The sequence below is a fragment of the Pseudomonas bohemica genome, assembly GCF_002934685.1.
Taxonomy (GTDB): domain Bacteria; phylum Pseudomonadota; class Gammaproteobacteria; order Pseudomonadales; family Pseudomonadaceae; genus Aquipseudomonas; species Aquipseudomonas bohemica.
Map to the genome: position 1 here is coordinate 32,659 of NZ_NKHL01000088.1, position 23,115 is coordinate 55,773.

Annotated in this window: 27 protein-coding genes; all 27 read right to left on the minus strand. The window is 57.1% G+C overall.

The window, feature by feature from the left end:
• On the minus strand, positions 1 to 422 hold a 422-nt coding region (locus CE491_RS05840), incomplete at its 3' end, for a glycoside hydrolase family 19 protein (RefSeq protein WP_110947437.1).
• Between the two features lie 67 nt (positions 423 to 489).
• Entirely contained in the window at positions 490 to 1,629 is a 1,140-nt protein-coding gene (locus CE491_RS05845; RefSeq protein ID WP_110947404.1) for an acyltransferase family protein, read from the minus strand.
• 93 nt (positions 1,630 to 1,722) lie between these two features.
• The gene (locus CE491_RS31035) at positions 1,723 to 2,088 is read right to left on the minus strand and encodes a tail fiber assembly protein (protein WP_324880242.1); all 366 of its coding nucleotides are present in this window, start codon (positions 2,086 to 2,088) and stop codon (positions 1,723 to 1,725) included.
• Positions 2,089 to 2,098: 10 nt separating this feature from the next.
• Positions 2,099 to 3,073 (minus strand): hypothetical protein, encoded by a 975-nt coding sequence (locus CE491_RS05855; RefSeq protein ID WP_110947406.1) that lies wholly within the window; start codon positions 3,071 to 3,073, stop codon positions 2,099 to 2,101.
• Positions 3,074 to 3,081: 8 nt separating this feature from the next.
• Positions 3,082 to 3,678: a YmfQ family protein gene (locus tag CE491_RS05860; protein WP_110947407.1), complete on the minus strand. Its 597-nt coding sequence runs from the start codon at positions 3,676 to 3,678 to the stop codon at positions 3,082 to 3,084.
• Positions 3,679 to 3,685: 7 nt separating this feature from the next.
• Complete coding sequence (locus CE491_RS05865; RefSeq protein WP_110947408.1) at positions 3,686 to 4,810, minus strand: baseplate J/gp47 family protein; 1,125 nt, start codon at positions 4,808 to 4,810, stop codon at positions 3,686 to 3,688.
• Positions 4,811 to 4,869: 59 nt separating this feature from the next.
• Positions 4,870 to 5,307 carry a phage GP46 family protein gene (locus CE491_RS05870; protein WP_110947409.1) on the minus strand — a complete coding sequence of 146 codons (438 nt, stop codon included), beginning with the start codon at positions 5,305 to 5,307 and terminating at the stop codon, positions 4,870 to 4,872.
• A complete protein-coding gene (locus tag CE491_RS05875; protein WP_110947410.1) occupies positions 5,304 to 5,879 on the minus strand; it encodes a phage baseplate assembly protein V in 576 nt (191 codons plus the stop codon). Before CE491_RS05875 ends, CE491_RS05870 begins: the two co-directional genes overlap by 4 nt.
• Positions 5,879 to 6,970: a phage baseplate assembly protein gene (locus CE491_RS05880; protein ID WP_110947411.1), complete on the minus strand. Its 1,092-nt coding sequence runs from the start codon at positions 6,968 to 6,970 to the stop codon at positions 5,879 to 5,881. Before CE491_RS05880 ends, CE491_RS05875 begins: the two co-directional genes overlap by 1 nt.
• Positions 6,971 to 7,000: 30 nt before the next feature.
• Complete coding sequence (locus CE491_RS05885) at positions 7,001 to 8,431, minus strand: DNA circularization protein (protein WP_110947412.1); 1,431 nt, start codon at positions 8,429 to 8,431, stop codon at positions 7,001 to 7,003.
• Positions 8,428 to 10,575: a phage tail tip lysozyme gene (locus CE491_RS05890; protein WP_110947413.1), complete on the minus strand. Its 2,148-nt coding sequence runs from the start codon at positions 10,573 to 10,575 to the stop codon at positions 8,428 to 8,430. The genes CE491_RS05885 and CE491_RS05890 overlap by 4 nt, the downstream gene beginning before the upstream one ends.
• Positions 10,576 to 10,687: 112 nt before the next feature.
• A complete protein-coding gene (locus tag CE491_RS05900; RefSeq protein WP_110947414.1) occupies positions 10,688 to 10,978 on the minus strand; it encodes a phage tail assembly protein in 291 nt (96 codons plus the stop codon).
• Positions 10,979 to 10,981: 3 nt separating this feature from the next.
• Entirely contained in the window at positions 10,982 to 11,350 is a 369-nt protein-coding gene (locus tag CE491_RS05905) for a phage tail tube protein (RefSeq protein ID WP_110947415.1), read from the minus strand.
• A gap of 57 nt (positions 11,351 to 11,407) precedes the next feature.
• A complete protein-coding gene (locus tag CE491_RS05910) occupies positions 11,408 to 12,886 on the minus strand; it encodes a phage tail sheath subtilisin-like domain-containing protein (RefSeq protein WP_110947416.1) in 1,479 nt (492 codons plus the stop codon).
• The gene (locus tag CE491_RS05915) at positions 12,883 to 13,095 is read right to left on the minus strand and encodes a DUF2635 domain-containing protein (protein ID WP_110947417.1); all 213 of its coding nucleotides are present in this window, start codon (positions 13,093 to 13,095) and stop codon (positions 12,883 to 12,885) included. Before CE491_RS05915 ends, CE491_RS05910 begins: the two co-directional genes overlap by 4 nt.
• Positions 13,096 to 13,097: 2 nt before the next feature.
• Positions 13,098 to 13,700 carry a phage tail protein gene (locus tag CE491_RS05920; RefSeq protein ID WP_234407526.1) on the minus strand — a complete coding sequence of 201 codons (603 nt, stop codon included), beginning with the start codon at positions 13,698 to 13,700 and terminating at the stop codon, positions 13,098 to 13,100.
• Between the two features lie 29 nt (positions 13,701 to 13,729).
• Entirely contained in the window at positions 13,730 to 14,071 is a 342-nt protein-coding gene (locus CE491_RS05925; protein ID WP_110947419.1) for a head-tail joining protein, read from the minus strand.
• A gap of 1 nt (position 14,072) precedes the next feature.
• A complete protein-coding gene (locus tag CE491_RS05930) occupies positions 14,073 to 15,116 on the minus strand; it encodes a major capsid protein (protein ID WP_110947420.1) in 1,044 nt (347 codons plus the stop codon).
• 60 nt (positions 15,117 to 15,176) lie between these two features.
• Positions 15,177 to 15,872 carry a head decoration protein gene (locus CE491_RS05935; protein WP_110947421.1) on the minus strand — a complete coding sequence of 232 codons (696 nt, stop codon included), beginning with the start codon at positions 15,870 to 15,872 and terminating at the stop codon, positions 15,177 to 15,179.
• A 36-nt stretch (positions 15,873 to 15,908) separates the two neighbouring features.
• Positions 15,909 to 16,574 (minus strand): hypothetical protein, encoded by a 666-nt coding sequence (locus tag CE491_RS05940; RefSeq protein WP_110947422.1) that lies wholly within the window; start codon positions 16,572 to 16,574, stop codon positions 15,909 to 15,911.
• Positions 16,575 to 16,605: 31 nt separating this feature from the next.
• Positions 16,606 to 17,469 (minus strand): S49 family peptidase, encoded by an 864-nt coding sequence (locus tag CE491_RS05945; RefSeq protein ID WP_110947423.1) that lies wholly within the window; start codon positions 17,467 to 17,469, stop codon positions 16,606 to 16,608.
• Positions 17,466 to 19,124, minus strand: a complete 1,659-nt coding sequence (locus tag CE491_RS05950; protein ID WP_110947424.1) for a phage portal protein — start codon at positions 19,122 to 19,124, stop codon at positions 17,466 to 17,468. The genes CE491_RS05945 and CE491_RS05950 overlap by 4 nt, the downstream gene beginning before the upstream one ends.
• Positions 19,125 to 19,379 carry a gpW family head-tail joining protein gene (gene gpW, locus CE491_RS05955; RefSeq protein WP_110947425.1) on the minus strand — a complete coding sequence of 85 codons (255 nt, stop codon included), beginning with the start codon at positions 19,377 to 19,379 and terminating at the stop codon, positions 19,125 to 19,127.
• 9 nt (positions 19,380 to 19,388) lie between these two features.
• The gene (locus tag CE491_RS05960; RefSeq protein ID WP_110947426.1) at positions 19,389 to 21,362 is read right to left on the minus strand and encodes a phage terminase large subunit family protein; all 1,974 of its coding nucleotides are present in this window, start codon (positions 21,360 to 21,362) and stop codon (positions 19,389 to 19,391) included.
• On the minus strand, positions 21,340 to 21,939 hold the full coding sequence (locus CE491_RS05965; RefSeq protein ID WP_110947427.1) for a hypothetical protein: 600 nt from the start codon (positions 21,937 to 21,939) through the stop codon (positions 21,340 to 21,342). The genes CE491_RS05960 and CE491_RS05965 overlap by 23 nt, the downstream gene beginning before the upstream one ends.
• 188 nt (positions 21,940 to 22,127) lie before the next feature.
• Complete coding sequence (locus CE491_RS05970) at positions 22,128 to 22,799, minus strand: hypothetical protein (protein ID WP_234407527.1); 672 nt, start codon at positions 22,797 to 22,799, stop codon at positions 22,128 to 22,130.
• An 83-nt stretch (positions 22,800 to 22,882) separates the two neighbouring features.
• A partial coding sequence (locus CE491_RS30180; RefSeq protein WP_234407528.1) for a hypothetical protein occupies positions 22,883 to 23,115 on the minus strand: 233 nt, incomplete at its 5' end.

The window sequence follows — 23,115 nt, forward strand, 5'->3', positions numbered from 1 at the left end:
GTGATCAGATCGAGCGCCAGCGCATCGCTGCATTTGCGGTAGTTGTCCTTGCCGGTGATCTGAATCAGCCCCCTGCCCCGGTACTTCCAGCCGTCGCCACTGGCGGGAGCGCCGTTGCCCATCCGAGAGGCATAGGCGATGTTCGCGATCTTCTCCGGCTTGCGGGCGTACTCGGCGGCCAGGGATTCGCTGAATCGCCTCGGCCATGTTTTGCGCAACGCATCGGCGCTGTAGTTCAGGTTTTCTACCAGAACCGTCAGTTGAGCAGACTCATGCCCGACCTGTGCAATGAATGCCGCGATGCGCGCCGGCGTGACGATCTGGAAGTTGCCCATTGCGGTGTTCAGCACAGGCACAAAGGTAGCTGCGACCTTGGCCGAACTCGGCAAGGTCGTGATGAGTTGCGCTTGCGTGATCGACATTTCACTTTCCTCAAGACGTAAAAAAGCCCGCACAATGGCGGGCTGCGTTGACTTATGGCTGCGGATGCTAGGTCTTTAGGCGAGGTCTAAATATTGGACTAATAACGTTCAGTAAGTTATGACCCCACTCCCTATAGAGCTTTTTCCGATGCTCAACTACGTTGCCGATAAAATAGACTATGACGAACGTTACCAGGTAGACAGACAGTCTATAGACTGCTCCAAAATCAGACATATTCTTACCGGCAACCGAGAGAATAAGCTTAAATATTGGCATGTGAAAAAGGTAGAGGGTGAATGTATAGCTCGAGAGAAACCTAACCAACCTGACAAAAACGGACTCCATATTCATGCTCGCACCTTGGCTTAGCTTGCCAAAGGCATAAATATGCAAAGCAACCAAGGCGGATAGGATATATCCCCAGCCAAAATTAGCAGCACCGTCCAGACCAAACCCTAGAAAAGACTCTACATATCTTCCAACGTATACATAAGACCAGTCGCGCGGCATTGGAATCTGGACAGCAAAATAGACAACTACAGGTAGGAGCACAAAGACCTTAAGAGCACGTTTAGAAATGTCTAAACTGTTACGAAATCTGTAGGCCGCCACTCCAGCAAACCACATAGGTAGAATTATTAATTGCTTCGGCCCTAGCAACGCCAATATAGCAAAAAACAGTACGACCCGCGCAAAACCTCTGGCGTAAAATAAAACAGCGAAAGCTATATAGCACCAAACCTCAAATGCGAGAGACCAGTATGGACCATTCGAAAATGGCATATCGTTGGCAGTCCAAGCCTGATTAGTAAAAGATAACGATTGAAATACAATAACCCACCAAGGAGAGAAGCTAGAACTTTCACCGTAAAGGTCTGGCCTCGCCCCAGAATATATAGAAAAGCAAATTCCAGAAAATGCAATAGCGGCTGCCGCAACTGGCATAATCCTTGCGATTCGATTTACTGTAAACTCCTTAACCCCGCTCTCCAATACATTGGCAGAATAACTTATAACATAACCAGATAGCACAAAAAATACCACAACGGCATCATAGGCAAAGTTTGTCCTTGACAAGACTCCATACATACCAACCGTAAGCGGATAGTGAGAAACCATGACAAGTAACGCGGCAAATACGCGCAAGATGTCAAAGTATACAGATAGTCTTACAGGTAGCTTCTCAGAGACCGAGGTCAGCTCCATATCGAATGCATCTCCAACCAGAGTCAATTTATTTTTGTCGCCTGCGGGCAGCTAGCATAGAGGATAGCACGTCGTGAATTCCCAACTCATCAATTATGCGAGCCTTGGAGCTACGGGCCAGTCAATATCTTCCGGGTAAGCTGCCTGTTGGGAAACACGGTTAACGGCCACACGAAACGTTTTCCAGTTCTTAAGAAGCGCCACCTCATCATCAGTAGCTTCGTCCAAGTCCACAGCATCCTGAAGCGGCGCTATGGCCAGGGCGGCTACGCCTAATAGGCGATCCCGCTCAGCCTGTGCGACAACCAGTGCTGATGGGGTTAGCAAGGATAGGAAGTCGATGTAGCGCTGATCAGCCTCATCAACTTCCCCCTGATTGGGCCAGAATTCAGGATCTTGGGGCTCAGAAAATACGGTAATGATCTTGGCCTGAGTTTCATCATCAAACTGTACGTACATCGCAAACCTCCTAGAAAGTGTATCTACCGACCACGATGGTATCGGTGTACGCAGTTGGGCCATTTACCAGGCCGTTGAAATAAATAAGCTGCGCTGTAGAGATGAGAAGATTTTCAAAGGCTCCCGCTAAGCCGTTGGTGGTCGCCGTTGCACCGTTCACCCCCCGCGATCCAGTGCCGAGAGAATCCGATGCCACGTTCATGGATATCCCACCAGAGCCGGCGGTGGCTTGGATGGAGACTGTCCCACCAATGCTTTTAGCGTTTAACGGAACAGCCGCTGACACTGCAACAGGGCCGAAAGTAGTCGACAGTGAACTGCCAGAAAGTACGGTAACGCCTGTTGTCCGGTTTATTTCCCTGCCGAGTTGAAAACCGGTGATCAGTTGGCTGCTTGCATTGGTCGGCCATACGCTGATCAGGGCGGAAGCCGTGTACCCGGTGGGCATGTTCGCCCCGCCATAGACCTCTGGCAGCAGCGTGGCGGCATTGACCCCGAGCAGCGTAGATACGCCCGTCGTTGGGTTATAGATGGCATAGATACCAACGTAGCCGGACACCGGTGCCGTGCCGGTATCCATGCCGCCTGCGCCAGTGGTGGCAAGGTTGACGGTCTTGTTGAAATTCGCCAGACGATAAGTCTGTCCACCAAGGGCAGTCTCGACAATTATTTCATCCGCTGTCCATGTCGCAGTAGCCGATGCACTGCTTATCGATGCCTTTAGATTTCGGGCCTGCCCAACTGCGCCGGAGGACAGCCCGCGAATGGCAAGCGCCAATTGGTTGAATGAAGACTTGGACGGATTGATGCCAGCAGCTGCCAAAACATTCAGCATCTCCATCATCAACATATTCTGATATTCGGCCGGCATGATCGTCGCAGGAACACCAGTGGCTGGATTGCCATCGGTGAAATACCCGGCTGTACCGGCGGCCGTGCTGGCCGGTATTGCCGCCACAGCAGTTGAGTTATCAATCTGATACATCTAATGCCTCACGAATAATGGAACTGAAGGATGGTGTGGGCTGGCTTAGCACTGGACATCTCGCACTCAAGCACGGCATTTCCCCAGGACGCCAAGGGATCGCCCATGGCTGATTGGCCAGTTCGAAAATAAGTAACAGTGTTGACCTGGCTATTTATGGCCCATGTAAAGAACCAATCCTCACCGCCCAACTGCTGACCGCAGGCGCTCTGGCCACACCGAAAAGGCGCATATTGTGTGATCGATACGGTGTATCCGAGCCCAAGTGCGAACGACGTGAAGAACTGAATGGATTGGCCGCCCGTGTTTGAAAAACGAGCAACAACCTGGTTTCTACGACCTTGAACGGTAGGGGAAATACCCGAGCATGGATCGGGAAGCCCGAGCGTTGACTCCCACTCCGCAAGAAAATTGACGGTGGTGGCTGGAAACGTATCGATGAGCAGGTTCAGCGCAGCATCACATGACCGTTGAAACGTTGGGGCAAAGCAGGAGACTGCCTGAGCATGTACGCTGGACAGCTCTTTTGGCCAAGCCCGACCACGTGGTAGCAGGCCGAGTAGTGCCGAGGTGAAGTCTGTGCTTGAAAAGGAATACCTGGACATTGACGAATCACTCATACGTGATGGTGCCCAAGGTCGGGAGATGACCCAGCGTGTTAGTCAGGTTCGCAACGGGCGAGGTGATGACGAATCCACTTGTAGAAGCGACCGCGGCGATCGCAGAGTCGATGTCGGAAAGCGCGACAAATGAGTCATCGTCCAACGGGGCACCCTGCTCCGTGAAAACTTCGGAGATTGCTGCCGCAATGGCCTCCCTGGTCGAGGTCGAAGCATTGGTGAGACCGGTGATGGTGAACGCCACTGATGTGGGAATAGGTGCACAGCAATAAACCATCGCCGTGACGGGTTGCTCACCGAAAACACTGTTCGCAACCGTAAGCTGGTCACCCGTGGCCAAGTTTGCGCTGGTTGCACGATTGTCATTTTCAGAAACCCCATCGGTTCCTTGAGGGAATCCCTGGTTGGCTGAATTTGCGTCATCGAACATCGTGTAGATGACGACGGTGCCGGTTCCAAATCCATTAGGTGCACACCACGCACGGGTGACGCCGGAGACCTCGAGCGCCCATGTCACGTAATCGGCACTGGCCCCACCATTTGGAGTGTTCTGGTAGGCCGCCAGCATCCGTTCAAAAAGGCTTTCATCCAGTTCTTGGTCTGCCCCACCAGTGATCACGCCCGTAACCTTACCGCTGGATTGAACCCCCGTGATCGAGGCGCCTAGGGTCATGATGCTGGCCAGCGGTGTGTTACCTGCCTCACCCGCAGTGACGGCAGTCACTGTCACGACAGCCACACCTGTTGCATCAACGGTCACCGAATCATCGACGGTGAAAGCCACCGAGTCACTTCGAATGACCTCTGTGCCGGCGTCAATCACGACCCCGGCGGTGGCCTGAAAGGTCACCTGCCCCGTCGCGGAAGTCGCGATCTTCCGGTAAATCTTCTTGAGTGCCGCCCAGGCCTCGAGGAACTCAGCCGACGCAGTGAATGGCACTCCCTGCCTGGCGATCCAGTCCAGATAGCCATAATGCAGGTGGGCCATGCCGGCCAAGGCAGTACCTGTGACGTTCATGTTTGAGAAGCGCAACAGACCATCAGTACTGAGGCCGGCAGTGATATCGCCCGCTACCTGCGCGCGAAGATCAGATAGCGTCGGGCGAGCGAATGGCATCGGGGAAACTCCAGGCAAAAAAAATCGCCCTGCGAAGGCGATCAAAAGATTGGGGGGGGTCAGCTCCAAACCCAGCTGTACTTGAGGGGAAGATTGGTGCCGTCGCTTCGGGTAATCGTCACGATGACATTGAGCCGATTCTGCCCGACGATGGCAGTCCCCACGGTGATTCCAGCCGCGACCTCATCATCGAGGATCCACTGAAGGCATTCCTTGATATACACCTGGGCCAGGTTGGCATTCTTCTGCGTCAGTTTGGCTCGGTCCAGTAACCAAAGGCGCGAACCGATGTGTACATCCTCATCCAGATCCCCCCACCAGCCACGCCGGTCGGTACTCCCATCAGGGATATCATCATCGTTATCAGCCTGCCGATCAGTGAAAAGACTGATGAGCACAGCGGTGGCCAGGTCATTGCCGCTGTCGAGGGCGCCACCCGTCACTGACCAATCGCCTCTGCCAGACTTGACGATCCATGTTGTGGTGATATCGCTCATTGCAACTGATCCGGGACAGGGCTGTCGCCGTGTTTGTGCGCGTTATAGATCTCTCGCATCTGAGCCACCGTGTGCGCATTGCTGTCATAGTTGTCGAGGATATCGCCACTGACTTTTAGCAAGGGTGTATTCATCACGACACTGTCCGAGGCGTTTATGGTGACCAAGGTCGAGTTGTTTACTGTCACAGGCGTCCTGCCAGCCTCGACAACGATTCCATTATTTTCTGTCAGGTAGATCTGCTTGCCCCACAGGTCGTAGAGCATGCTTTCACCAGTGGAGAGCCCCAGTGGACGGCTGGCCTGATGTCCGGTGGCAACCACCACGCCCTTTGATCGATCCCCGCCCAGAAAGACCACTAGAACGTCAGAGCCGTTTGGCGGCCGAGACGTGAAGCCAAATTCAGCAATACGCGGCGTATTGTCTCGGGTCTCGGAATCGTTCAACTTCACCTGAAGAGTCTGAGCCCCCTGCAGATCCTCACTGACCGTTACCCGCGCCCAGCCCGACATGAGCTGTACGCGGCGCCACAATCTCTGCATGACACCGTCGTAATCGGTTGGGCCGCTCATTAGTACACCTGCGGAACATCACCCCAGAGCGGGGTAAGGTTGATCGGTTGCGGGGAGAACGCTTCAGGGGCCATCAGCGTCAATTCAGCAGTGGTCCCGGCGTTGTCATTTCGCTGGAATGTCACCTCGCTGAGCAGCAGCAGCGCAGAGGGCAATTTAAGTCGGGGAAGCGAGACAGGGATCAATGTATTGGGCTCCCACAACTTCCCATCCTGATCACGCCAGCCATCGACGACGACCTTCACTACCCTCGAACGGCCAAAGCGACGAGACCTTTCCCACACCGCGCGCTTTTCAGCAATATCAATCCCCATGCTTGCGCTCTCGCAGATGATCACCATCCGTCTATGGCGCTTGCTGTTTACATCAGTCGCAGTGAACTTGAAGTTCCCTGTATTACCTGCATCCATAAACAAATCGGTTGATTGCAGGTAGACGTCGTAGTTCGAGTAATTCAAATCAGCCGAGTAGTCGATGTAGGCACGCTGGACATTGACGCCCTCAGCCACTCCAGCGCCTAGTTGCCGGGTGCCCACCTGAGATAGCAACAGGCTGCCATCCGGAAGGTCGTAGGCCAGAACTGCTGAAAAACGCGCCATGCGGTCAATGATCTCGAACGCGCTCTCCCCCAACATAATGTTGGTCTGCGGAAGGATAGGCAGATCTGCCACGCTGGTAGCGACCGCAATGCCCTCGGCGACACCGTTCACCCTGGGGCCGTAGACCGATGCAAGCTTCTGCGCGACCCCAAGTACCGATGCATTGCTGATCTGCCCACCGTCGTATTCCGCTGCACAGTCAACAAGGTCTGAGCACTTCGACCTCCCGGTGATTCGCATTGAGTGATCACTCGGGCCGATGCTTGGCAAAAAATGGTCAATGTAGCCTGTCACCACGGGGTCATCGCCCAGACGGACCTCGCAGGCAGCGCCCGGCTCTATGTCAATCTTGCTGAACTCATCCGGGTATAGCTCGGTGAGACCGATACTAAAGTCACTGGGAAGGCGCTCGATTCCGCGCGTCACGCGAATATCGGTCCAGCCGGTGATGGCTATATCCCCAGAGGTGATAGTTAAATCTTCAGTGCTCATAAATTGCCTTGTGTCGCGATGATGAGCGCTTCAGCTACTCAAAGCCTTGAAACGGGTGGGCATGAAGGCCGGGTGAATAGGATCAGCCTGCTCTATCAGCTCCGTCGCCCGACTGGGGTCCTGATAAAGCCGGGTGGCCATGGCCAGTGCGGGCATCGAGGCCTTAAACGTGAAGGTCTCCAGCCGTGGCAGGGTGGCGCCCGTGCTGCTGAGTGCGCTCACTACCGCTTGCCGTAGGGTGCGCAAGGCCGTGTAGGTTTCATCGTCGCCCGCGTCGCCGGCCACCAGAATCTCGTCGTCGATGTAGCCGGTGACCGTCTGCATTGTCGACAGAGCATCGTCGTAGGACACCGGCGCGTAGGTAGCCGCAACTTGAGCCAGTGCCGCGATTGCAGCACGGCGCAGCAACGCGCTGGTCGCCGCCTGGGCCGTTGCCTTTCCCTCTCCAATGGCGCTGCTGCTGGTGAACTCGTCAGAGGTGTAACTGGCCAACGTGCCGAGCAAGGTCATTGCCTTGCCAGGATCTGCAACGCTGTCTACCACCGCATCCATCAATGCTGTAACAGCGTCGGTGAATGCATCCCCGGTCGAGGCGTCGAGGTTTTCAGCAGCGTCAGTGAGGTTGTCCAGGGCCACATCGACGGCAGCACGATTCTCGGTATTTTCGGCGATAAGGTCAGCCATGGTCGCACTGCTGTCCTTGGCCTTCTTGCTGGCCACTAGAGCACTGCTAACGTTGCCACTGGTGTAGCGACTGAAGTTACCGGTGAGCAGACTTCCGAGACCCGTAATGCTGCGAACCTCGCGGGTAATCTGTCCAACCAACTCCTGGAACCCTGCCACGACGCTGACCACCATGCTAACGATGGCCTTGCCGAACTTGATCACACCCTCCACGGCGTTAATCACCGCCGTAACCCCTCCGATAACCTTGCGCACAAAATCCAGCGCGGCAGATACACCCAGGGCACTGGCCAGTTTATCCAGCTTGCTCACCGTCGAGGAGGTGGTTACCGGGAAGATGCGATCCCCGGACTCTATGAAGGTGAAACTGATTTCAAAGTAGCGGCCCATATCCCAGCGCTCAGACACGCTAAGCCCCTCGACCGGCACGCCCACCCGCAATAAGCCAAGGGTCGGGTGCATCAACGCACCGAGCCCTGACGTTTCCGCTGCGGCAACCAGGGCATCACGTTGCGCTATTGCGCTTCCACCACCGTAGACCAGGCTGTCTGAAATCAGAAAACCGGTTAGCCGGATTCGGCGCGTGCCCCGTCCCATGTCTTCGATGTAGGGCTTGTCACGCCCCGGGTACTCATGCAGTGCCAACCGCCGACCGAAGCGTGCGTCACCGCTATAGACAGCGAATGGCACGCCACGGAAAGACGCCTGATGCAGAAGATCCTGCCACGTCTGGTTGGAGTCGTGGGCGATCTGGATGATGTCCGAAAGAAGGCTCATGCGATTGCTCCAACTCCTGAGTGGGCGATACGGCTCGACGCCTGGACATTTCCTGACGTTTCAACCTTCGTTTTGGTGCCTTCCGGGGCGTTCTTGTGCTGGATCTCGACTTTCACGGTTCCACCCTCTCCCCCCGTTGCGCCCTGGCTGTAGGGGCCTTGCGGAGCGGTAGCGGGTTGAGGGGCAGCCGTGACAGCAGTATTTGACGATGGCAATTGGACGGGATTGATCAGCACGTCGGTAGGTTTAGGCTGAAGACTTGTATTCGACCCGCTATTGGCTGACATCGGTTTGGGCGCAAATACAGGTAGCGATAGCTGATCGGACAATGATCTGCGGGTCTCTGCTTCTCGGTCTTTTGCTTCTTGCGTAACGCCTGGCCTGAGCCAAAGCCTTGAAGCAATTTCCCCGGCGTCTCCAGCAGAGGCCGAACTCCTCAGACGATCCCCGGCAGTTTTCTCTTTACCCATCGTAAGTTCGTAATTAGCGAACTCGATCTGCTTCAATGCATCAGCACGGTCATCCGTAATCTTAAAACCAGACCAATTCTCAAAGTCTTTCTGGCGATCCGGATGCCACTGGAAAATCCCTCTCGCCCTGCCCCAGTCGCCTATTGCCTTCGGATCGAGATTGCTTTCGGCGATTCCATTGCCAATGATTCCGTTCGCAGCAGCCTTACTCCACCCCATGGACTCTAAATAGTCTTTATAGAAGGAGGCATTGTCCTTGTTAGCACCCTGCAGTTTTTGCCATGCCTTGGATGTCGCCGCCTCTTTGTAGGCTTGCTGTGGGGTCTGCTGCTCAGTAGGTGGCAACCCTTGCCGGGCCCTGATCTTGGCAACTTCTGCATCTTCCCCGTCGTTCAAGGTTGGTGAGTAAAACATCGCACCAACGCCCGCAACCGCAGCACCTATGCCGAGGACGGCACCACGACCTGCGATACCTGCACCAGCAGATCGGGCGGCCGCTGCGGTGGCAGCATCTGTAGCCACTTCGGCCGCCACAGCAGCCGTTTTCCAGCCAGTCAGTAAGCCAACAAACGAGGCAATACCAATGCCCGCCCTGGCCAAGTTCAGGCCAAGCCCCACAACGCTGCTGATCAACCCGGCGTTCATCACTCCGACGACCAGTAACGCCGCGTTCTGCCAGCCACCCAGCCAGTCCACGACCTTGCCGATCCCCTTACCAAAATCAATGATGCCCTGCCCGACCGCCTTCCAATCAATCTGGTTGATCCAGGTGGCAAAGCCCTCGGCCAATTTACCGATATCGGCAGCAATAAGTTCTCGATTGACGGCTAACCAGTTGGAGAACTGATCCACCAGCGGCTTCATCGCGGGAATCAGCGAGTCACCAATGGAGTTTTTAACCCCGTCTACGGCAATTCCGAGACCCGACAGGCTTTGAGAAAACTCATTTCCACGCCGCACGGCGTCATCGCTCATGACATAACCGAGGCGTTTTACCGTGGCTTCGTAACGCTCAATGCCGGCGGCGCCTTCACGCAGGAACGGCAACATTCCGCCCAGGCCCAGGCTATTTGCGATCAGCGCCTGAACCTGCGGATTTTTCTCACCCGCAATCGCATTGGCAATGGCCTTGTACTCACCCACGACGTCATTCGCCCCGTCTTTGGTTTTCTTCAGGCCAATACCAAGCTTGTTCAGCATCAGTAGCGCGCCTTGGTTACGCCCCCACTGCGCATCCTGCATAGTGGTTGCAAGGCTATCGAGGCTGGCCGTGGTGGTCTCCGAATCGATGCCAACCATCCTGGCTGCGCCCTGAAAACCCTGCAACTGTCCGGCAGTCACGCCAATGCCGCGAGAGCTGTTTTCAATCGAGCGCCCCAGCTTTGACCAGTTGTTGGCCAGCGCTGCAACACCGGCCACGCTGCCAATGCCTGTAATAGCCGCCAACGGTGTCACGATGGAGCCGATACTGCCGGCAGCGCCACGTGCGTCACGGCCAATGCTGCCGAGGTTCTTGCCTATCTTCTCGAAACCAAGCTCGCGCCCCAGACTCTTGAACGACTTACCAACATCCTCAAACGGTCGCGTCAGCCGACTGATCGCGTCGTTGACCTTGCGCACCTGCGCAGTCGCTTTGTCTACCGCACTGATCGTGATCGTAAAGGTGTTGGCCACGATGGTTACCCCGCCATTCGTCTGGCTTGGTCATTCCACCAGCCCAATTCCGTCAAAGTCAGCGACCACGCGTCTCGTGGTCCCCAATGGTAGTAGCGAGTCAGCTCGGCAATCAGCTCTGGCCAGCCTCCTCCGAGGAGCCAGTTTCGGTAAAACCCTCGAGGAATTTGTTCGCTGCCACCAGGTCACGTTTGCTGAACTTCTCTACCGCGCTGCGAGGGATAGCCGCAACCAGGCTGATCAGGGTGATCGCAGAGCCAATCGAGGTGTCGGCCCGGCTGGCTTTCTCCATTTCGCCTGCCGTCGGCTCACGGAGTGTGATTTCCTCGTAGGTGACAGCTGCGTCGCCTTTACCGATTGCCACGGGTTTGCTCAGGGTGATAGTGGTTTCGTCTTCAGACATGGATCAACTCTCCGTAACGGACGGGCCTTCCCACTTCACTTCGAAAGTGGCGTCGGCGGCTTTGGATTCAGATTGCTCAAGGGTCCACATGTTGCGACCTATGATGGTTTTACCGTTGGCCAACTCGACCACAACGGTGACGTTGCTCATGGCGTTGATGTCCGCCAGGCTCACATTTCCGCCGTCGCGCAGGGACGCCGAGATAGCACCAGCACCCGGTTTTTCGCTGTAGCCGTGTACGGCGTCCAGCCCCGTCAGGGTTTCTCGGGTAACCCCAGACACCTTGTAGGAAAAATCTCCGGCAAGCATGTAACTGACACCATCGGCGGACAGGTAACAGGTCCCAGCGAGGCGGTTGGTCGTATCAGCCATGATTTTCTCCAGGCATAAAAAAACCGCTCAAGGGCGGCAGTTGAGAGATGGCCTGGGTTACAGGCGGAACTGAGCGAGCAGCGCGAAGATACGCAACTGGTTGATCAGGGTACCCGGCCAGAGAACATCGACTCGATTCGGGTTGGTGCTGTTTTTCTCGACGATGAGCGCTTCCGCGAACGTGTCAGAATCCTGCACATAGCCGTTGTATTCCAGTTCCTGATATTGGGCGATGAGGTCTGCCTTGATGATCTTGGGCGTGACGATCGCGGAGCCTGGTGCGAACCGAGTCCCATCGGCGGCCAGCTTGACGCGGGCATACTTCGAGGTCACCAGGGTGCGCTGAGCCCGTAGCACGTACATCAGCAAAAACAGTGTCTCTACCTGCAGGTAGCTGTCATCGGCGGCGCCGTAGCTGTTCTGCTGATACGTAGTGATCAAGTTCTCGATTGCCACCGTGCCATCGCTGGACACCGTGAACGTTGAGATCCCGTCCCAGAGCAACGTATTGCGCTCACCCAGGGTGAACAGAGAAGACGACGGCGGCGCCAGCGCGGTGCTAAGGGCCAGTGTCTGCAGCGGGCGACCGGGGTCGGCACGCAACGCCACCGCCGCAGTACCTGCGAGGTCAGCAGCCCACACCCAGGCCGGAGTTGGGGAATCATAAAACCCCAGGACCGTTTCATGCTGGTTGTTGCGAGCCGTACCTGCGGTGGCCAGCGTAGCAAGCGTGCCACGCAAGGCAGCAAAGACGTGGCCGTAAATCTGGTTGGCATAGCTCCAGCGCCCCGTCTTATCGTTGAGCAGACTTTTCAGGCTATTCAGCGATGCCGTGTCGGTGTAGGGGCTGACAATGAAGTCGAAAGCTTCGTCACTGAGGTTAGCCACTGCCGCGTCCAACACCGGGTTTGTCGCACCACCAGTCAACTGGGTCAGCGTCAAGGCAAGTCCAGTAGGGACCGCCTCGCCGCTTGAAGTACCCAGATAATTCAAGCGCAGGTCAATCTCGTTGCCCGCCAGCCCCTTGTTCTTGGCTGTGATCGTCACCGTCGCAGCGGATGCAGTCGCAGTCACTGGCAAATCGGTAGTGCTGTTGACGAGCGCCGCCAGCGCAGTGGCAATATCAGTGGCAGTTTCACCTGTCGTAACCGTAAGGCTGATCAACTGACCGGCGATATACAGGGAGATCACCCCCGTTTCGGACGGCGTGCCCTCAACCAGCACAGTACCGGCAGCGGCAACGGAGCCGTCGGCATCGGCGAGAGGTAAGAACCAAATCTCGCCGAAGTCATCCGAGGCGACGTAAGCATCTGTCATCAGCGCCAGCATGGAGCCCAAACCACCTTTGGCCTTGGCATCGCTGACACCCTGGCCAAGCACCGGCACATCAACCACGCCGTTACCCGACGAGGTGATCTGACCAATAATCAACGTCCGCTGGGTCTGCGAACCACTGTTGGCCATCGAGTTATCGACCTCCGCGTAGAACAGCGGAGTGCGTAGATTGGACGGGATGGTGCTGAACGGGACGTTCATTGACTGTCGCTCCCTTCATTGGATGGGGTCTTTGCCACCTTGGTGGCTACGGATGAGGCTGCCTTGGGCGGATCCAACGTGGCGTCACCCACTTTTAAACGACGACGCCAGTAGATATCGCTATCTGGAACTTCCCGGCCCTCATCGGGCAAGAAGTCCCGCTTCACCGGGTCGCGCACCTTCAAACCGGGCGTTGGGTAAATGTGCATGTTTACTCCTGTGAAGGAAGGTCGATCAAAAGGCCACCCTCTGCGCGACCATCGGGGCCGACAGTACGTGGGGCGGGTATCACCGAGTCAGGGAACGCGGCATCGGAGTAGACGCCAGTGGTGTCGACGACATTGGTCAGGTCGCTGCTGATGTCCATTTGCTCAAGTGCAGTTGTTGGCACCGGATAGAAATCCTCAGGCCCCTGGTAAAACTCCAGCCCAATCTGCATAACCAACTCGGCAAGTTCCGATTCGCCTTCACTGCTCACGCTAATTTCAGAGCGAATGAACGGGTACTGTTGCAATTGACTCATCAGCGGCGAGTAATTGATCAGCGCTATCTTGATCTGGTTCTGGATCTGCTCCAGCTCAAGCGTGGCCTGCGCGGCGCCCGCGTTGCGAGGCAGGGTCTTGACCTCGACGCGTGCACTGATCACCAAGGTGGTCGTGACCGTAAACTGGGGGGCGCCATTGCGACCCAACGACTCCATGTCTTCAATCGGTGATTGCAGGAACAGCACCGGATAGACACCTTTCCATGTCGCCCAGGTCCTGGCGGAAAACACATTGTCGCCCGCGAGCGTCACGCCTTTTAGGCCGTCCACGGCCAGCAGCCTCAATTCAGACGTAGTGGTCACTGCATCACCCCCAGCATCAACTTCGCCCAGCCATGGCTGTCAGGACGAACCTCTTTGACGAGGTACATATTCCCCGTGCTTGGGATGTAAACCTGATCGTCCGGTTGGGGCTGCGCGTGAAAAATTGAGAGACGAACACCCAGCACCGGCTGCGTGGTGTTTGCATCGACCATGGGATCGACCAGGTTCACATCCCGATAGGCGGCATCAAACACACCGTCAATCGCGTAAGGAGCCGCGCCGTCGGGGTAGAACATGATGGAATCGCCCGATGAATCACCCTCACCGAAGACGCTCTCAAGTGGTCCGAGGACCACCTTGTCCCAATCAATCGCCATGCTATTTCAGCTTGGCGGACAGCAGTACTTCAGGACGGGTGCAGATGTGCAGCGGGTAGCTGTACGCCTCAACCTTCCACCACGATTTACGCTGGATATCAAAGATCGGCAGAATGTAGATGGGCTTGCCCGGCGTATTGACCCACTCGAAGGTCTCACCAGGCGCGTATGCCACCTTGAAGATGCCAGGGGCACCTTTCGGGAAGAACTTCACTTCATCCGATTTCACACGAATGGTGGTTTCGTCATCCGAGCCACGGTAGTTGAACCAGTTGATGCCGCCAAAGCGCATCGCCTGGAACGCATTACCTTGACGAAGCTCAGCAGCGGCCGCCCAGTTATAGTAGGTCCGCGTCACATCCGGGTGGTTGGTGAGGCTGTCCCAGAAGTCGTCGCCGCAGAGGGCATACACCTCAGTGGTTGGCAGGAAAGCACCCTGAGATTTACGCGCCATTGTCCGCACGATGTCGTTGCACAACGGACGCACCGAATTCGGCTTGACCGCCGAGCCATCTGCATTGAGGGTCAGGTCAAACACAATGTCTTCCGGCTTGCTGATGCCGAACTCCTGGAACCAGTCGAACTTCACATCGCCCGAGGCATCCAGGCAAAGCCCCTGAATGGCGGCCAAACGCTGGAATTCCCAGGTGTATTCGATATTGCTGGTCAGGCCGGTTGGGCCGTTTACGCGACGGGCCACTTCGGTTTCGATTTGCATCAGTTCGGACTCGGTGCCGAACGCACGGATATTCTGGATTTCCTGCGCCGTGATCGTGTCCGAATGCATCAAGCGAGGCACGTCGAAGTAGCGCGCCTGGCGTTTTTCGGTTGTGCGCTGGGTGCCTTCTTCGCCGCGCTCACTGAACGGGATCAGAACCAGCTTCCCCTGACGTTGCTCAACCGCAAGCGCGGTAGTGCGGATCGGGTCCGGCTCGAACAGCTCAAGATCTCCGATGCCAGTCGGCTTGAAGGGGTATTTTTCAACAGCAGTGGTCAGGGCAATCCCGGTAAAGATGTCCTGGTGAAACACGTCCAACGAGGCCATGAGTTCGGCTCCTAGAAATAACAAAACCCGCCGAAGCGGGTCGAGTGGGTAAGCGCCAAATCAGCGCGAGATGACGCCTTGCGCCTGGAGGGCGGCCGTGGCTGCGTTTTGCTGGGCTGCGCTAAGCGACACATCCCAGACCAGTTCGGAAGCGTTTACTTCGGCGTTACGGACGACCGCAGAGCCTGGGCCATCACCGTTGGTGGTGTCGACGATGCCATACAGCAGACCGTAGGTGACCACACCACTTGACGCACTGGTGATCGGCGCCCAGCCACCGCCTGTGTCGGTAACAACAATCGTGAAGCTGTCGCCCTCGATGAATGCAGTCGCGCCCGCAGAGAGCAGAAAGCCAATGCCTTGAGCGTTGAACACAACGCCGACCGTACCCGGCCCATCAACGACCGCATCACCCTCCAGATCGACAGTACCGCCCAGGGCGGGCACAGTTTCGCCATTTGGATTGACTACCGAGAACTCAGTCTCTGTAGTCATCGTGATGGTGTAGGTGCCTGCAATCGCAGGGGACGTGGCGGCAAGGTCGCTCAACACACCATCACCGGTATTGCCGGCAGTCGCGGCGCCTGTGGCGGTAAAGGTTTCAGACGTGAAACCGATGACGGTGCCGGGCTGTACACGGCCACTACCCTGTGCCAAGAGCATAGGGTCAATGGATTGGTGGCCGTTGGAGAGCGAAATGATGAAGCCTGCAGCGTGACGGTTCTCAGTCAGCGGCGTCTGTGGGGTGTAAGCCATGTTGATTTTCTCCTGATAAACGATGGGGCGGCGCGATTAGCGAATGGCAACCTGGGACATGGCACGATCCCAGCGACTGGCAATCGACGCCTGGCGGCTGGGGGATTGATCGCCGCCAGTGCCCAGGTTGGGATTGCGGTCGGCACGGCCTCCGCCGGCAGGCGCACCAGCAGGGGCATCGCGCAAAACAGCCAACGCCTGACTTCGAGTCATACTGGTGTTGAACGCCAGGTTGGCGGCCAGAGTTGGATTCTTGGCCGCATAGCGCGAACTGAAGATCGCGGCGCAACGAGCGCGCTCACGACGGCGGGCACCGGCGGCAGCACTCTTGCCGTGCATTTCGTCCTCGTCATCCTCTGCGTCAACATCATCATCTTCATTGTCGGAGGCCGACTTTCCACGGGCCCGGCGAGAATTCTTGCCATCGTCTTCGTTTTCTTCTAACTCCTCGTCAGCGGCATTTTCATTGTCTTGATCGTCGTCATTGGCATCGTCATCAGCCTTGGCACCTTTGGCTTTGCGGCCGCGCTTGCCGTTACCGTTGTCGCGGTCTTCATCATCGTCCCGGACATCATCATCCTGAACATCATCTATGCGGTCGTCGTCTTCATCTTCAGCGCGAGCATTCTTGCCGCGTGCAGAGCCGATACCAGCCAGGTGAGCGAACGAAAGCGCGCTCGCCACGCGGGAAAGCTTGGACATGGTGAACCTCAATATTAGGGAGGGTTGAAACTCAGCCCAGCTCGGCGAGCAGGGAACGAAAAGCCTCGTCAGGGGCCATTACGGCATCTGCGAAGCCAATCTCGACGCCGTCAGCGCCAAGAAACGTGGTGGCCTGGGTGCCTCGAACAGTGCTGACCGAAAGCCTCCGGTTGCGGGCAACGGTGCTTACGAACAGCTCACCCATTGCGTCGACATCAGACTGGTATCGCGCCATTGCTTCTTTCGAAAGCGGCTGTGAATCAGATCCGTCAGCCTTGCGAGCACCGTAGTGGATCAGCGTGACGTTGACGCCCGCACTGCCAAGGGCCTTGGACATATCGACGTGCATGCAGATCACGCCCACGCTGCCAGTACCGCCGGTACGCGGCACTACGATGCGGTCGCAGGCGCTGGCCAAGGCATACGCGGCTGAATAAGCGGATTCGGTGAGGATGGCCCAAATCGGCTTTTTCCCCCGTGCCTTGAAGATCGAGTCGGCCAGGTCGAAACACCCGGCGACCTCGCCGCCAGGACTGTCGATGTCCAGGACGATGGCTTTCACCTTCTTGTCGTCCAAGGCCATGCTCAGGCAAGCACGCAGCCCGTCGTATCCGGTCATGCCGCTGTAGGGATGCAAGGTGCCCAGCTTCTGCACCAGAGTCCCAGTCACGGGAATGATCGCCACTCCCTGCACAACTTCATAAGCCCGGGACTCAGCCGGATCACCAATATCGCCATCCCAGTCGTCGAGCGCGACCACTCGACCGTCGGCATGAAACAGCCGCGCCAGACCAAAGCGATCTGCAAGAGCAGCCATCACGATTTCGGCCTTTTGCGGGGTGATTGCCAGCGGCACGTTGAAGAGCTTCTGCGCGAGGTGTGGATAGTTGGTCATTGTGCTGTTGGCTCTTCTTCAGGGGTCGAGGCGTTGGTAGCGTTGTCACCGAACCAGCTCGGCATGGGCAGCCCGGCCTCTTTGAACTGCGCCACTTCTGCGGCGCGCTGCTGGATGACTTCTTCGTAGTCCAGCCCCTGCTCAGCACACTCGCGCTTGAGCGTGGACAGACCGCCGTCCATACCGAGAATGGCACCTTGCTTTTCCTTGACCGGATCGACCCAGCCTCGAGCCACACCCAGCCAGTCGCAACGCGAGTACGCGGTGCGTGCTTCCAGAAAGTCAGGAGCATTGCTCGGTAGCGGCAACATGTTTCGGTCCATCGCCTCATGCATCCAGCAGGCGTACATGGGCGTAGCGGTCCCGATCTTGAACTCAGTGTTACGCCGTGTCAGGGTCTTCCAGCTTTCGAGCAGTGCTGCTCGGGCGCTGGAATAGTTTGTCTTAGACCAGTCTTGAGTGACCTGCTCAGCCGAAATACCCGCTGCCGCTGCAAAAGTGCGCAGCATTTCGTGAGCAAACTCGCCGAACCCGTTGTGTGGGTGCGCGGCGCCTACGGAGGTAATCGACTCGCCCGGCGCAAGCGTCGGAATTCGAGCGCCAGAAAGCACAGCTGGCCGTTGCTCGGCCCAATCGGCACGCATCTCTTGATAGGCGGAAAGCTGATCACTGTCATCCAGCGCTTCGGCGACCTGAGCCGGATCGTAGGGGCTTGTGACATAGGTCCCGAACGTCGCTGCGATTGTGGCCGCCTGGAGTTCGACGCCGTAGTACCGCGCCAACATTTTGAAGCGCGCCAGAACCGGAGTGAAAACGCCAACGCCTCGGTTTTGTCCGGCGCGGTCATGCTCGAAGTCATGGATGACTCTGCGCCAACCGTCGTCGTCCTCACGCACAACCCGTTCCCACACCATGCTCTCGACCGAGTTGTACCAGTCGTTTTGATGGGCCTTGCGAATGTGGTAGGCCACGGGCGCACCGTCGTCGTCGATTTCGACACCGCCGCGCATGTAGGCGCTATCCACCATCTGGTAAGGGTTGGACAGCCGGTCAGGATCGACCAGGCTAAAAGTGGTAGCAAAATTTCCCCGACCATAACCGACGCGGTCTGGCTTCCAGTACGTGACCACCAGCGAATCACCGTCCACCAGCCTGTGTCGCAGCGCCAGTCGCAGCTGTTGCGCCACTGTCAGCTTTCGCGACAGGTCGTTGTAGCGGCCGATATCGTCCGAGTATCCACGCCACAGGGCTTCGGTTTCACGCCGGAATTCCTCCGCCCAGACAGCATCGAACTTACGGTTACCGCTAAGCGCGGCCAGCCCCCGGTAATCTGGATTGGCCGACAGCCGCATTGCAGCGCCGACGGTGTTGTCCAGAATCCGTGTAATGCCGCCAGCCGCCCAGCCGTCGTTGCGCACAAGATCGCGACTGCGCGCCACCATGCGGTCGCGGAACTGATTGATTTCCGAATCTGGCGAGTTAATCCATGGCAGCCAGTCTCCCATCTCCTGAGTAGCCCAACTGGCCGCCTCGTAGGGGAACACCGATTGCCCAGTCATCCCCTCGGTCAGCAGAGTTGCATTGCCCTTTGCCTCTGGGGCCGCAGGCATCAAGGGCTGGCCCCGTGTATCCACGATTAGAGAGGGAGTCGTCATTTAGAACACCGGTCGAATAGCTCGACGCCGTCTCATGCCGAGGGCATAAAGCAGGGCGTTGATGTGGGCCTGCAGATCGCCAAGATTGGCGCGGGTGTAGGTCACGGACTTGGAGCCGTCGCCTTGGGTGTAGCGGTATGACTCGCCCTTGCCGCCGGTGCTCAGGTCGTGCAGAGCCTGCTGCGATTGCGTCAGCCAGAGCTGCAAGGTTTCCTGGGGGACGCCGCTGAAGTTGTTGAGCCTAGGGGTAAACACAGCACTCTCCTATGCCATCCTTGAAATCGAGGACGACCTTTTTTTCTGTTTTAGAATGACTGCTGGTGACGATGCGCTCGATGGCCCAGGCAAATCCTCAGGCGAAGACACGACACGTGCGACCGGAGGCCCTATCAGGGCATTCACTTCTTCGGCGCGCTTGTTCAGTCTCAGGCCCAAATGCATCAGCCCGCACAACGCGGCATAGGCATACACACGGCAGTCGAGGGCCTCGTTCGCTCGACCGGGAGGTAACTCCCAGATCCGATAAACCTGGCCGCCTGACGTTTTCCGAACAGACCGTTCGGCTGTAAGTTGTGCGAAATAGTTGATATCTCGGTCCACCGGGAAGTGCATGAAGCCAGGCCCGTGCGCCGATAGGTGCAGCCGGGAACGGATCGAGTCCTTTGCCGCATTGACTCCGATGATCACCGGACGGAATGTCGATTTGTTGCGCTTGCTGGGCGTTTTCGTAGGCCAGATCGGTGAGCGCTTACCGCCTACCGCCGACTCACCTTTGATCGCCCAGACCCGGCGACCCAAGCGCGCTTTTGCGAAGTTGTAGACCTTCTGCGTGTGGTTACCGCCGGAGTCATGACAGACCGCCATGACTTCAAAGCCACGACCGTCACCCCGGTACCAGATGCGCTGCAGATACGCATCGAGCCGATCCCAAGGGTCAGGTGTTTCCATGTCGCCTTCGATCACCTCAAAGTCGATCGACCAGCTTTCCTCGTTCATACCCCAGCCGACAACCTCGCACTCGAACCGGTCGCCTTGGGTATCCACGCCTACCGTAACCACCGCGACGCCATCAGGAACTTCTGCAGGCCACACTTCGCAGCGTGCCGCGAGGCGATCCTCCTGCAATGCCCGGTCGCCACGATCCTCGTACGTTTCACCGAGCACCAGGTTGACGAAAGTCTGACGCATGAGCGGGTCATCCTTCACCTCCAGCCATTCGGCGACGAGGTTTTTCCAGGCGGCGTTGACGAACAGGCTGTACGCGGCCCAGACGTGAAAGCCTGCATGCCCTCTGAACGGCCTGGTTGCACGCCACTCACCTTGGTTGACCATGTCCTCCTTGTCGTCTTCCAGGATCACGCAACCTGTGGCTTTGCAGACGTAGAAGACGCTTTCGGGAATGCCTTTTCCGGACTCGTCCTTGTCCCATTTCATGCCGTAGGGCGTGTCGGGGCTACCCCATTCCAGCACCTGGTATTCACCACAGTGCGGGCACGGCACAAAATATTTCCGCTGGTCGCTGTTCGCGTAGCTCTTCTCGATCCGGCTTTCGCCTTTGACCGTCGGCGTGCTGCCGAGAATGATCTTGCGGTTCCAGAACGTCTCAGTCCGCTTGATACCCAGCTTGATCTGGTCGCCCTCCTTGCCGGCGCCCATCACTGGGTAGCCATCAACCTCATCGAATTGAACAATTCGAGCGGTGATCCGGCGAAAGCCGCCTGGACTGTTCGCACCCACGAATGACATCGAGGCGCCATTGCGGAACACCCGCTTGTTGATCTTCTGCTTCGAATCCTTCTTTTTCAGGTCACCTACGATCTCTGCCAGAACTGGCGTGTCGCGCAACATCGGCTCGATCTCAGTGACGCTGTAGTCTTCGGCATCCTCTACCCGAGGCTGCACCACAAGGATGGGCGACGGGTCCTGATGGATGTAATAGCCGGCCGCATGGTCGAGGATCTTCGTGTATCCGACTCGCGCCGATTTTTGAACGGTAACCATCTCGACCGTGGGGTCGGTAATCGCGTCCATGATGCCGTTCTGATAAGCAAATGCATGGAACCGGCCAGTCTGGGCACTCGTCTCTCGCGAGAGGACTGCATATTCTTTTGCCCATTGACTGAGCGTCAGTTTCGGAGGTGGCTGAATGTTTCTGCGTCGAGCCAAAAGCAGCGCAACGGTTAATGCCTCATAACCTTCCTCATACCGGCGCGCACTATTGGTTGATCCCGCTTCCATCTTGGGTCAACTCCTCAAGCGCCTCAACGATAATGCCGTGCAGGGCGTCTTCTACCTCTAGCACTGTTTTCAGCCGGCTGATGCGGGGGGCATGCTCTGATGGGATGGCCAGCAGACGACTGCGCACCTTCGCGTATTCATCACCCACGGCGCGCGCAACATCATCGACGGCTACTACTTGTTTCGATTCCCGGTCGTATTCAAGCTGTTCGCGCAGCGCCAGATAGTTCTCCTTGACCCGCTTCGCCTCATCGATAGTCATGTTGGCGCCGGAGGCGATCAAAATCCGAGTTGTGGCCTGATCAACCGTCTCGCCGAGTTTGACTGTTACCCGTTTTGCAGTGGGGGTAACAGCTTTTCCCGATGCTGGATTCTTGTTACCCAATTTGGTTTGGGTAACAGATTCCGACACTTGGGTAACAGCTTCCAAACCATCACGGCGATACTTTGCAATGATCGAATTAGAGGCTTCTACATCAACCGCACTTCCCGCAAACACAAGCCAGCCGCGCTCTTTCCACTTTGTCACGGTCTTGCGACTGACTCCGTGCAGGACTGCGAATTCGCTCTGGTTCATAGGGGTGTTTTGTTACCTGTTACCCAAATTGAAAAAGTTTTCAGCTAGAGATGCAGCACGCCGCGCAATGCCCTCGGTGTCAGAAGGGCGGGGAGGGACCCGCGACCGAGGAGGGGCCACCAACACCGCCCACCAGGGTGCAAAATAGGCAGTCCGCTACCCTACCCCTTACCTGCCCGGCCCAACACTTACCTGGCCGAGGCAATCGCATTGCCCATCGCCTCCGTGAACGCAGTTCGCAATCCCCGGCTGATGATTGCCTGAGCCCTGCTCCGGTAGTTCAGCCGTTTGTTCACTGGAATCGCTGAGCCGAATCGAATGAGCAGCTTAAGATGCGCAGCCTGTCCGGCTTTCGCTGCTCGCCCACGCTTCGCGGCTTGTCCCGCTACCGCAGGCACCCGCTGCCAGACACCGTTGATCGTCCCGGATTTCCCTTTGACAGGTCCGATGAAAATGTCAGACCGCGCCTTGAGCTTGGCCAGCATGTCGCGTGGCAGTTGTCCGTAGTTGTTCAGCCTGATGTTCTTCGGGTTGAGAAGCACCCGGCCCGGCAACATGTGCAACCCACCTTCTTCATAAGGCGCCAGATACCTGGCTGCGATGGGTTTGACGTACACGGTAGCAACGAGTCGATCCTTGCGCGCAGCCTGCACCCCAACGGAGTTCTTCGTAAATGGCTTGGGCTTGTTGAACGTAGTGGCGATGTTTCGGGCTTCTTCCTCTTGCACCGACTTTGCCAGAATCGTCAGCGCCGTCGCGGTAGCAAACGGAACCTGCTTGTAAGCAAAGTTGGTCAGGGCGCGAGTCAGCGCTTTCACGTCAGCACTTACCGAAATATCAATCGGGCTGGCCATCGGCATTACCTCAATGAACGTCACAGGCCGGCCAAATGCTTTGGGCAATGTCCAGCACACCGACGCATATCAGAACGTGGCGCGTTCAGTTACAGCGCTTTCTTCGCCAGGGCCACAGCCTCATCCCAGAACAATGGGAATTCATGCCCCAGGGCAGCGAGGATGGTCTCAAGCTTGGTGATCAAGTCTGTGGGCTGGACAGCCGGAGCTTCCGCGACAGCATTAGCAGTCTCCGGCACCGGCACGACAGCGGTATCAACAACATCGGTAGCTACAGTTTCATCAGCCATGACAGGCTCCTTGGTGAATAGCCCGGTGATCC

Coding starts and splice junctions, on each gene's coding strand:
- CE491_RS05845 (WP_110947404.1), bottom strand. CDS start 1,629: ATGGAGCTGACCTCGGTCTCTGAGAAGCTACCTGTAAGACTATCTGTA.
- CE491_RS31035 (WP_324880242.1), bottom strand. CDS start 2,088: ATGTACGTACAGTTTGATGATGAAACTCAGGCCAAGATCATTACCGTA.
- CE491_RS05855 (WP_110947406.1), bottom strand. CDS start 3,073: ATGTATCAGATTGATAACTCAACTGCTGTGGCGGCAATACCGGCCAGC.
- CE491_RS05860 (WP_110947407.1), bottom strand. CDS start 3,678: ATGTCCAGGTATTCCTTTTCAAGCACAGACTTCACCTCGGCACTACTC.
- CE491_RS05865 (WP_110947408.1), bottom strand. CDS start 4,810: ATGCCATTCGCTCGCCCGACGCTATCTGATCTTCGCGCGCAGGTAGCG.
- CE491_RS05870 (WP_110947409.1), bottom strand. CDS start 5,307: ATGAGCGATATCACCACAACATGGATCGTCAAGTCTGGCAGAGGCGAT.
- CE491_RS05875 (WP_110947410.1), bottom strand. CDS start 5,879: ATGAGCGGCCCAACCGATTACGACGGTGTCATGCAGAGATTGTGGCGC.
- CE491_RS05880 (WP_110947411.1), bottom strand. CDS start 6,970: ATGAGCACTGAAGATTTAACTATCACCTCTGGGGATATAGCCATCACC.
- CE491_RS05885 (WP_110947412.1), bottom strand. CDS start 8,431: ATGAGCCTTCTTTCGGACATCATCCAGATCGCCCACGACTCCAACCAG.
- CE491_RS05900 (WP_110947414.1), bottom strand. CDS start 10,978: ATGTCTGAAGACGAAACCACTATCACCCTGAGCAAACCCGTGGCAATC.
- CE491_RS05905 (WP_110947415.1), bottom strand. CDS start 11,350: ATGGCTGATACGACCAACCGCCTCGCTGGGACCTGTTACCTGTCCGCC.
- CE491_RS05910 (WP_110947416.1), bottom strand. CDS start 12,886: ATGAACGTCCCGTTCAGCACCATCCCGTCCAATCTACGCACTCCGCTG.
- CE491_RS05915 (WP_110947417.1), bottom strand. CDS start 13,095: ATGCACATTTACCCAACGCCCGGTTTGAAGGTGCGCGACCCGGTGAAG.
- CE491_RS05925 (WP_110947419.1), bottom strand. CDS start 14,071: ATGGCGATTGATTGGGACAAGGTGGTCCTCGGACCACTTGAGAGCGTC.
- CE491_RS05930 (WP_110947420.1), bottom strand. CDS start 15,116: ATGGCCTCGTTGGACGTGTTTCACCAGGACATCTTTACCGGGATTGCC.
- CE491_RS05935 (WP_110947421.1), bottom strand. CDS start 15,872: ATGGCTTACACCCCACAGACGCCGCTGACTGAGAACCGTCACGCTGCA.
- CE491_RS05940 (WP_110947422.1), bottom strand. CDS start 16,574: ATGTCCAAGCTTTCCCGCGTGGCGAGCGCGCTTTCGTTCGCTCACCTG.
- CE491_RS05945 (WP_110947423.1), bottom strand. CDS start 17,469: ATGACCAACTATCCACACCTCGCGCAGAAGCTCTTCAACGTGCCGCTG.
- CE491_RS05950 (WP_110947424.1), bottom strand. CDS start 19,124: ATGACGACTCCCTCTCTAATCGTGGATACACGGGGCCAGCCCTTGATG.
- CE491_RS05960 (WP_110947426.1), bottom strand. CDS start 21,362: ATGGAAGCGGGATCAACCAATAGTGCGCGCCGGTATGAGGAAGGTTAT.
- CE491_RS05965 (WP_110947427.1), bottom strand. CDS start 21,939: ATGAACCAGAGCGAATTCGCAGTCCTGCACGGAGTCAGTCGCAAGACC.
- CE491_RS05970 (WP_234407527.1), bottom strand. CDS start 22,799: ATGCCGATGGCCAGCCCGATTGATATTTCGGTAAGTGCTGACGTGAAA.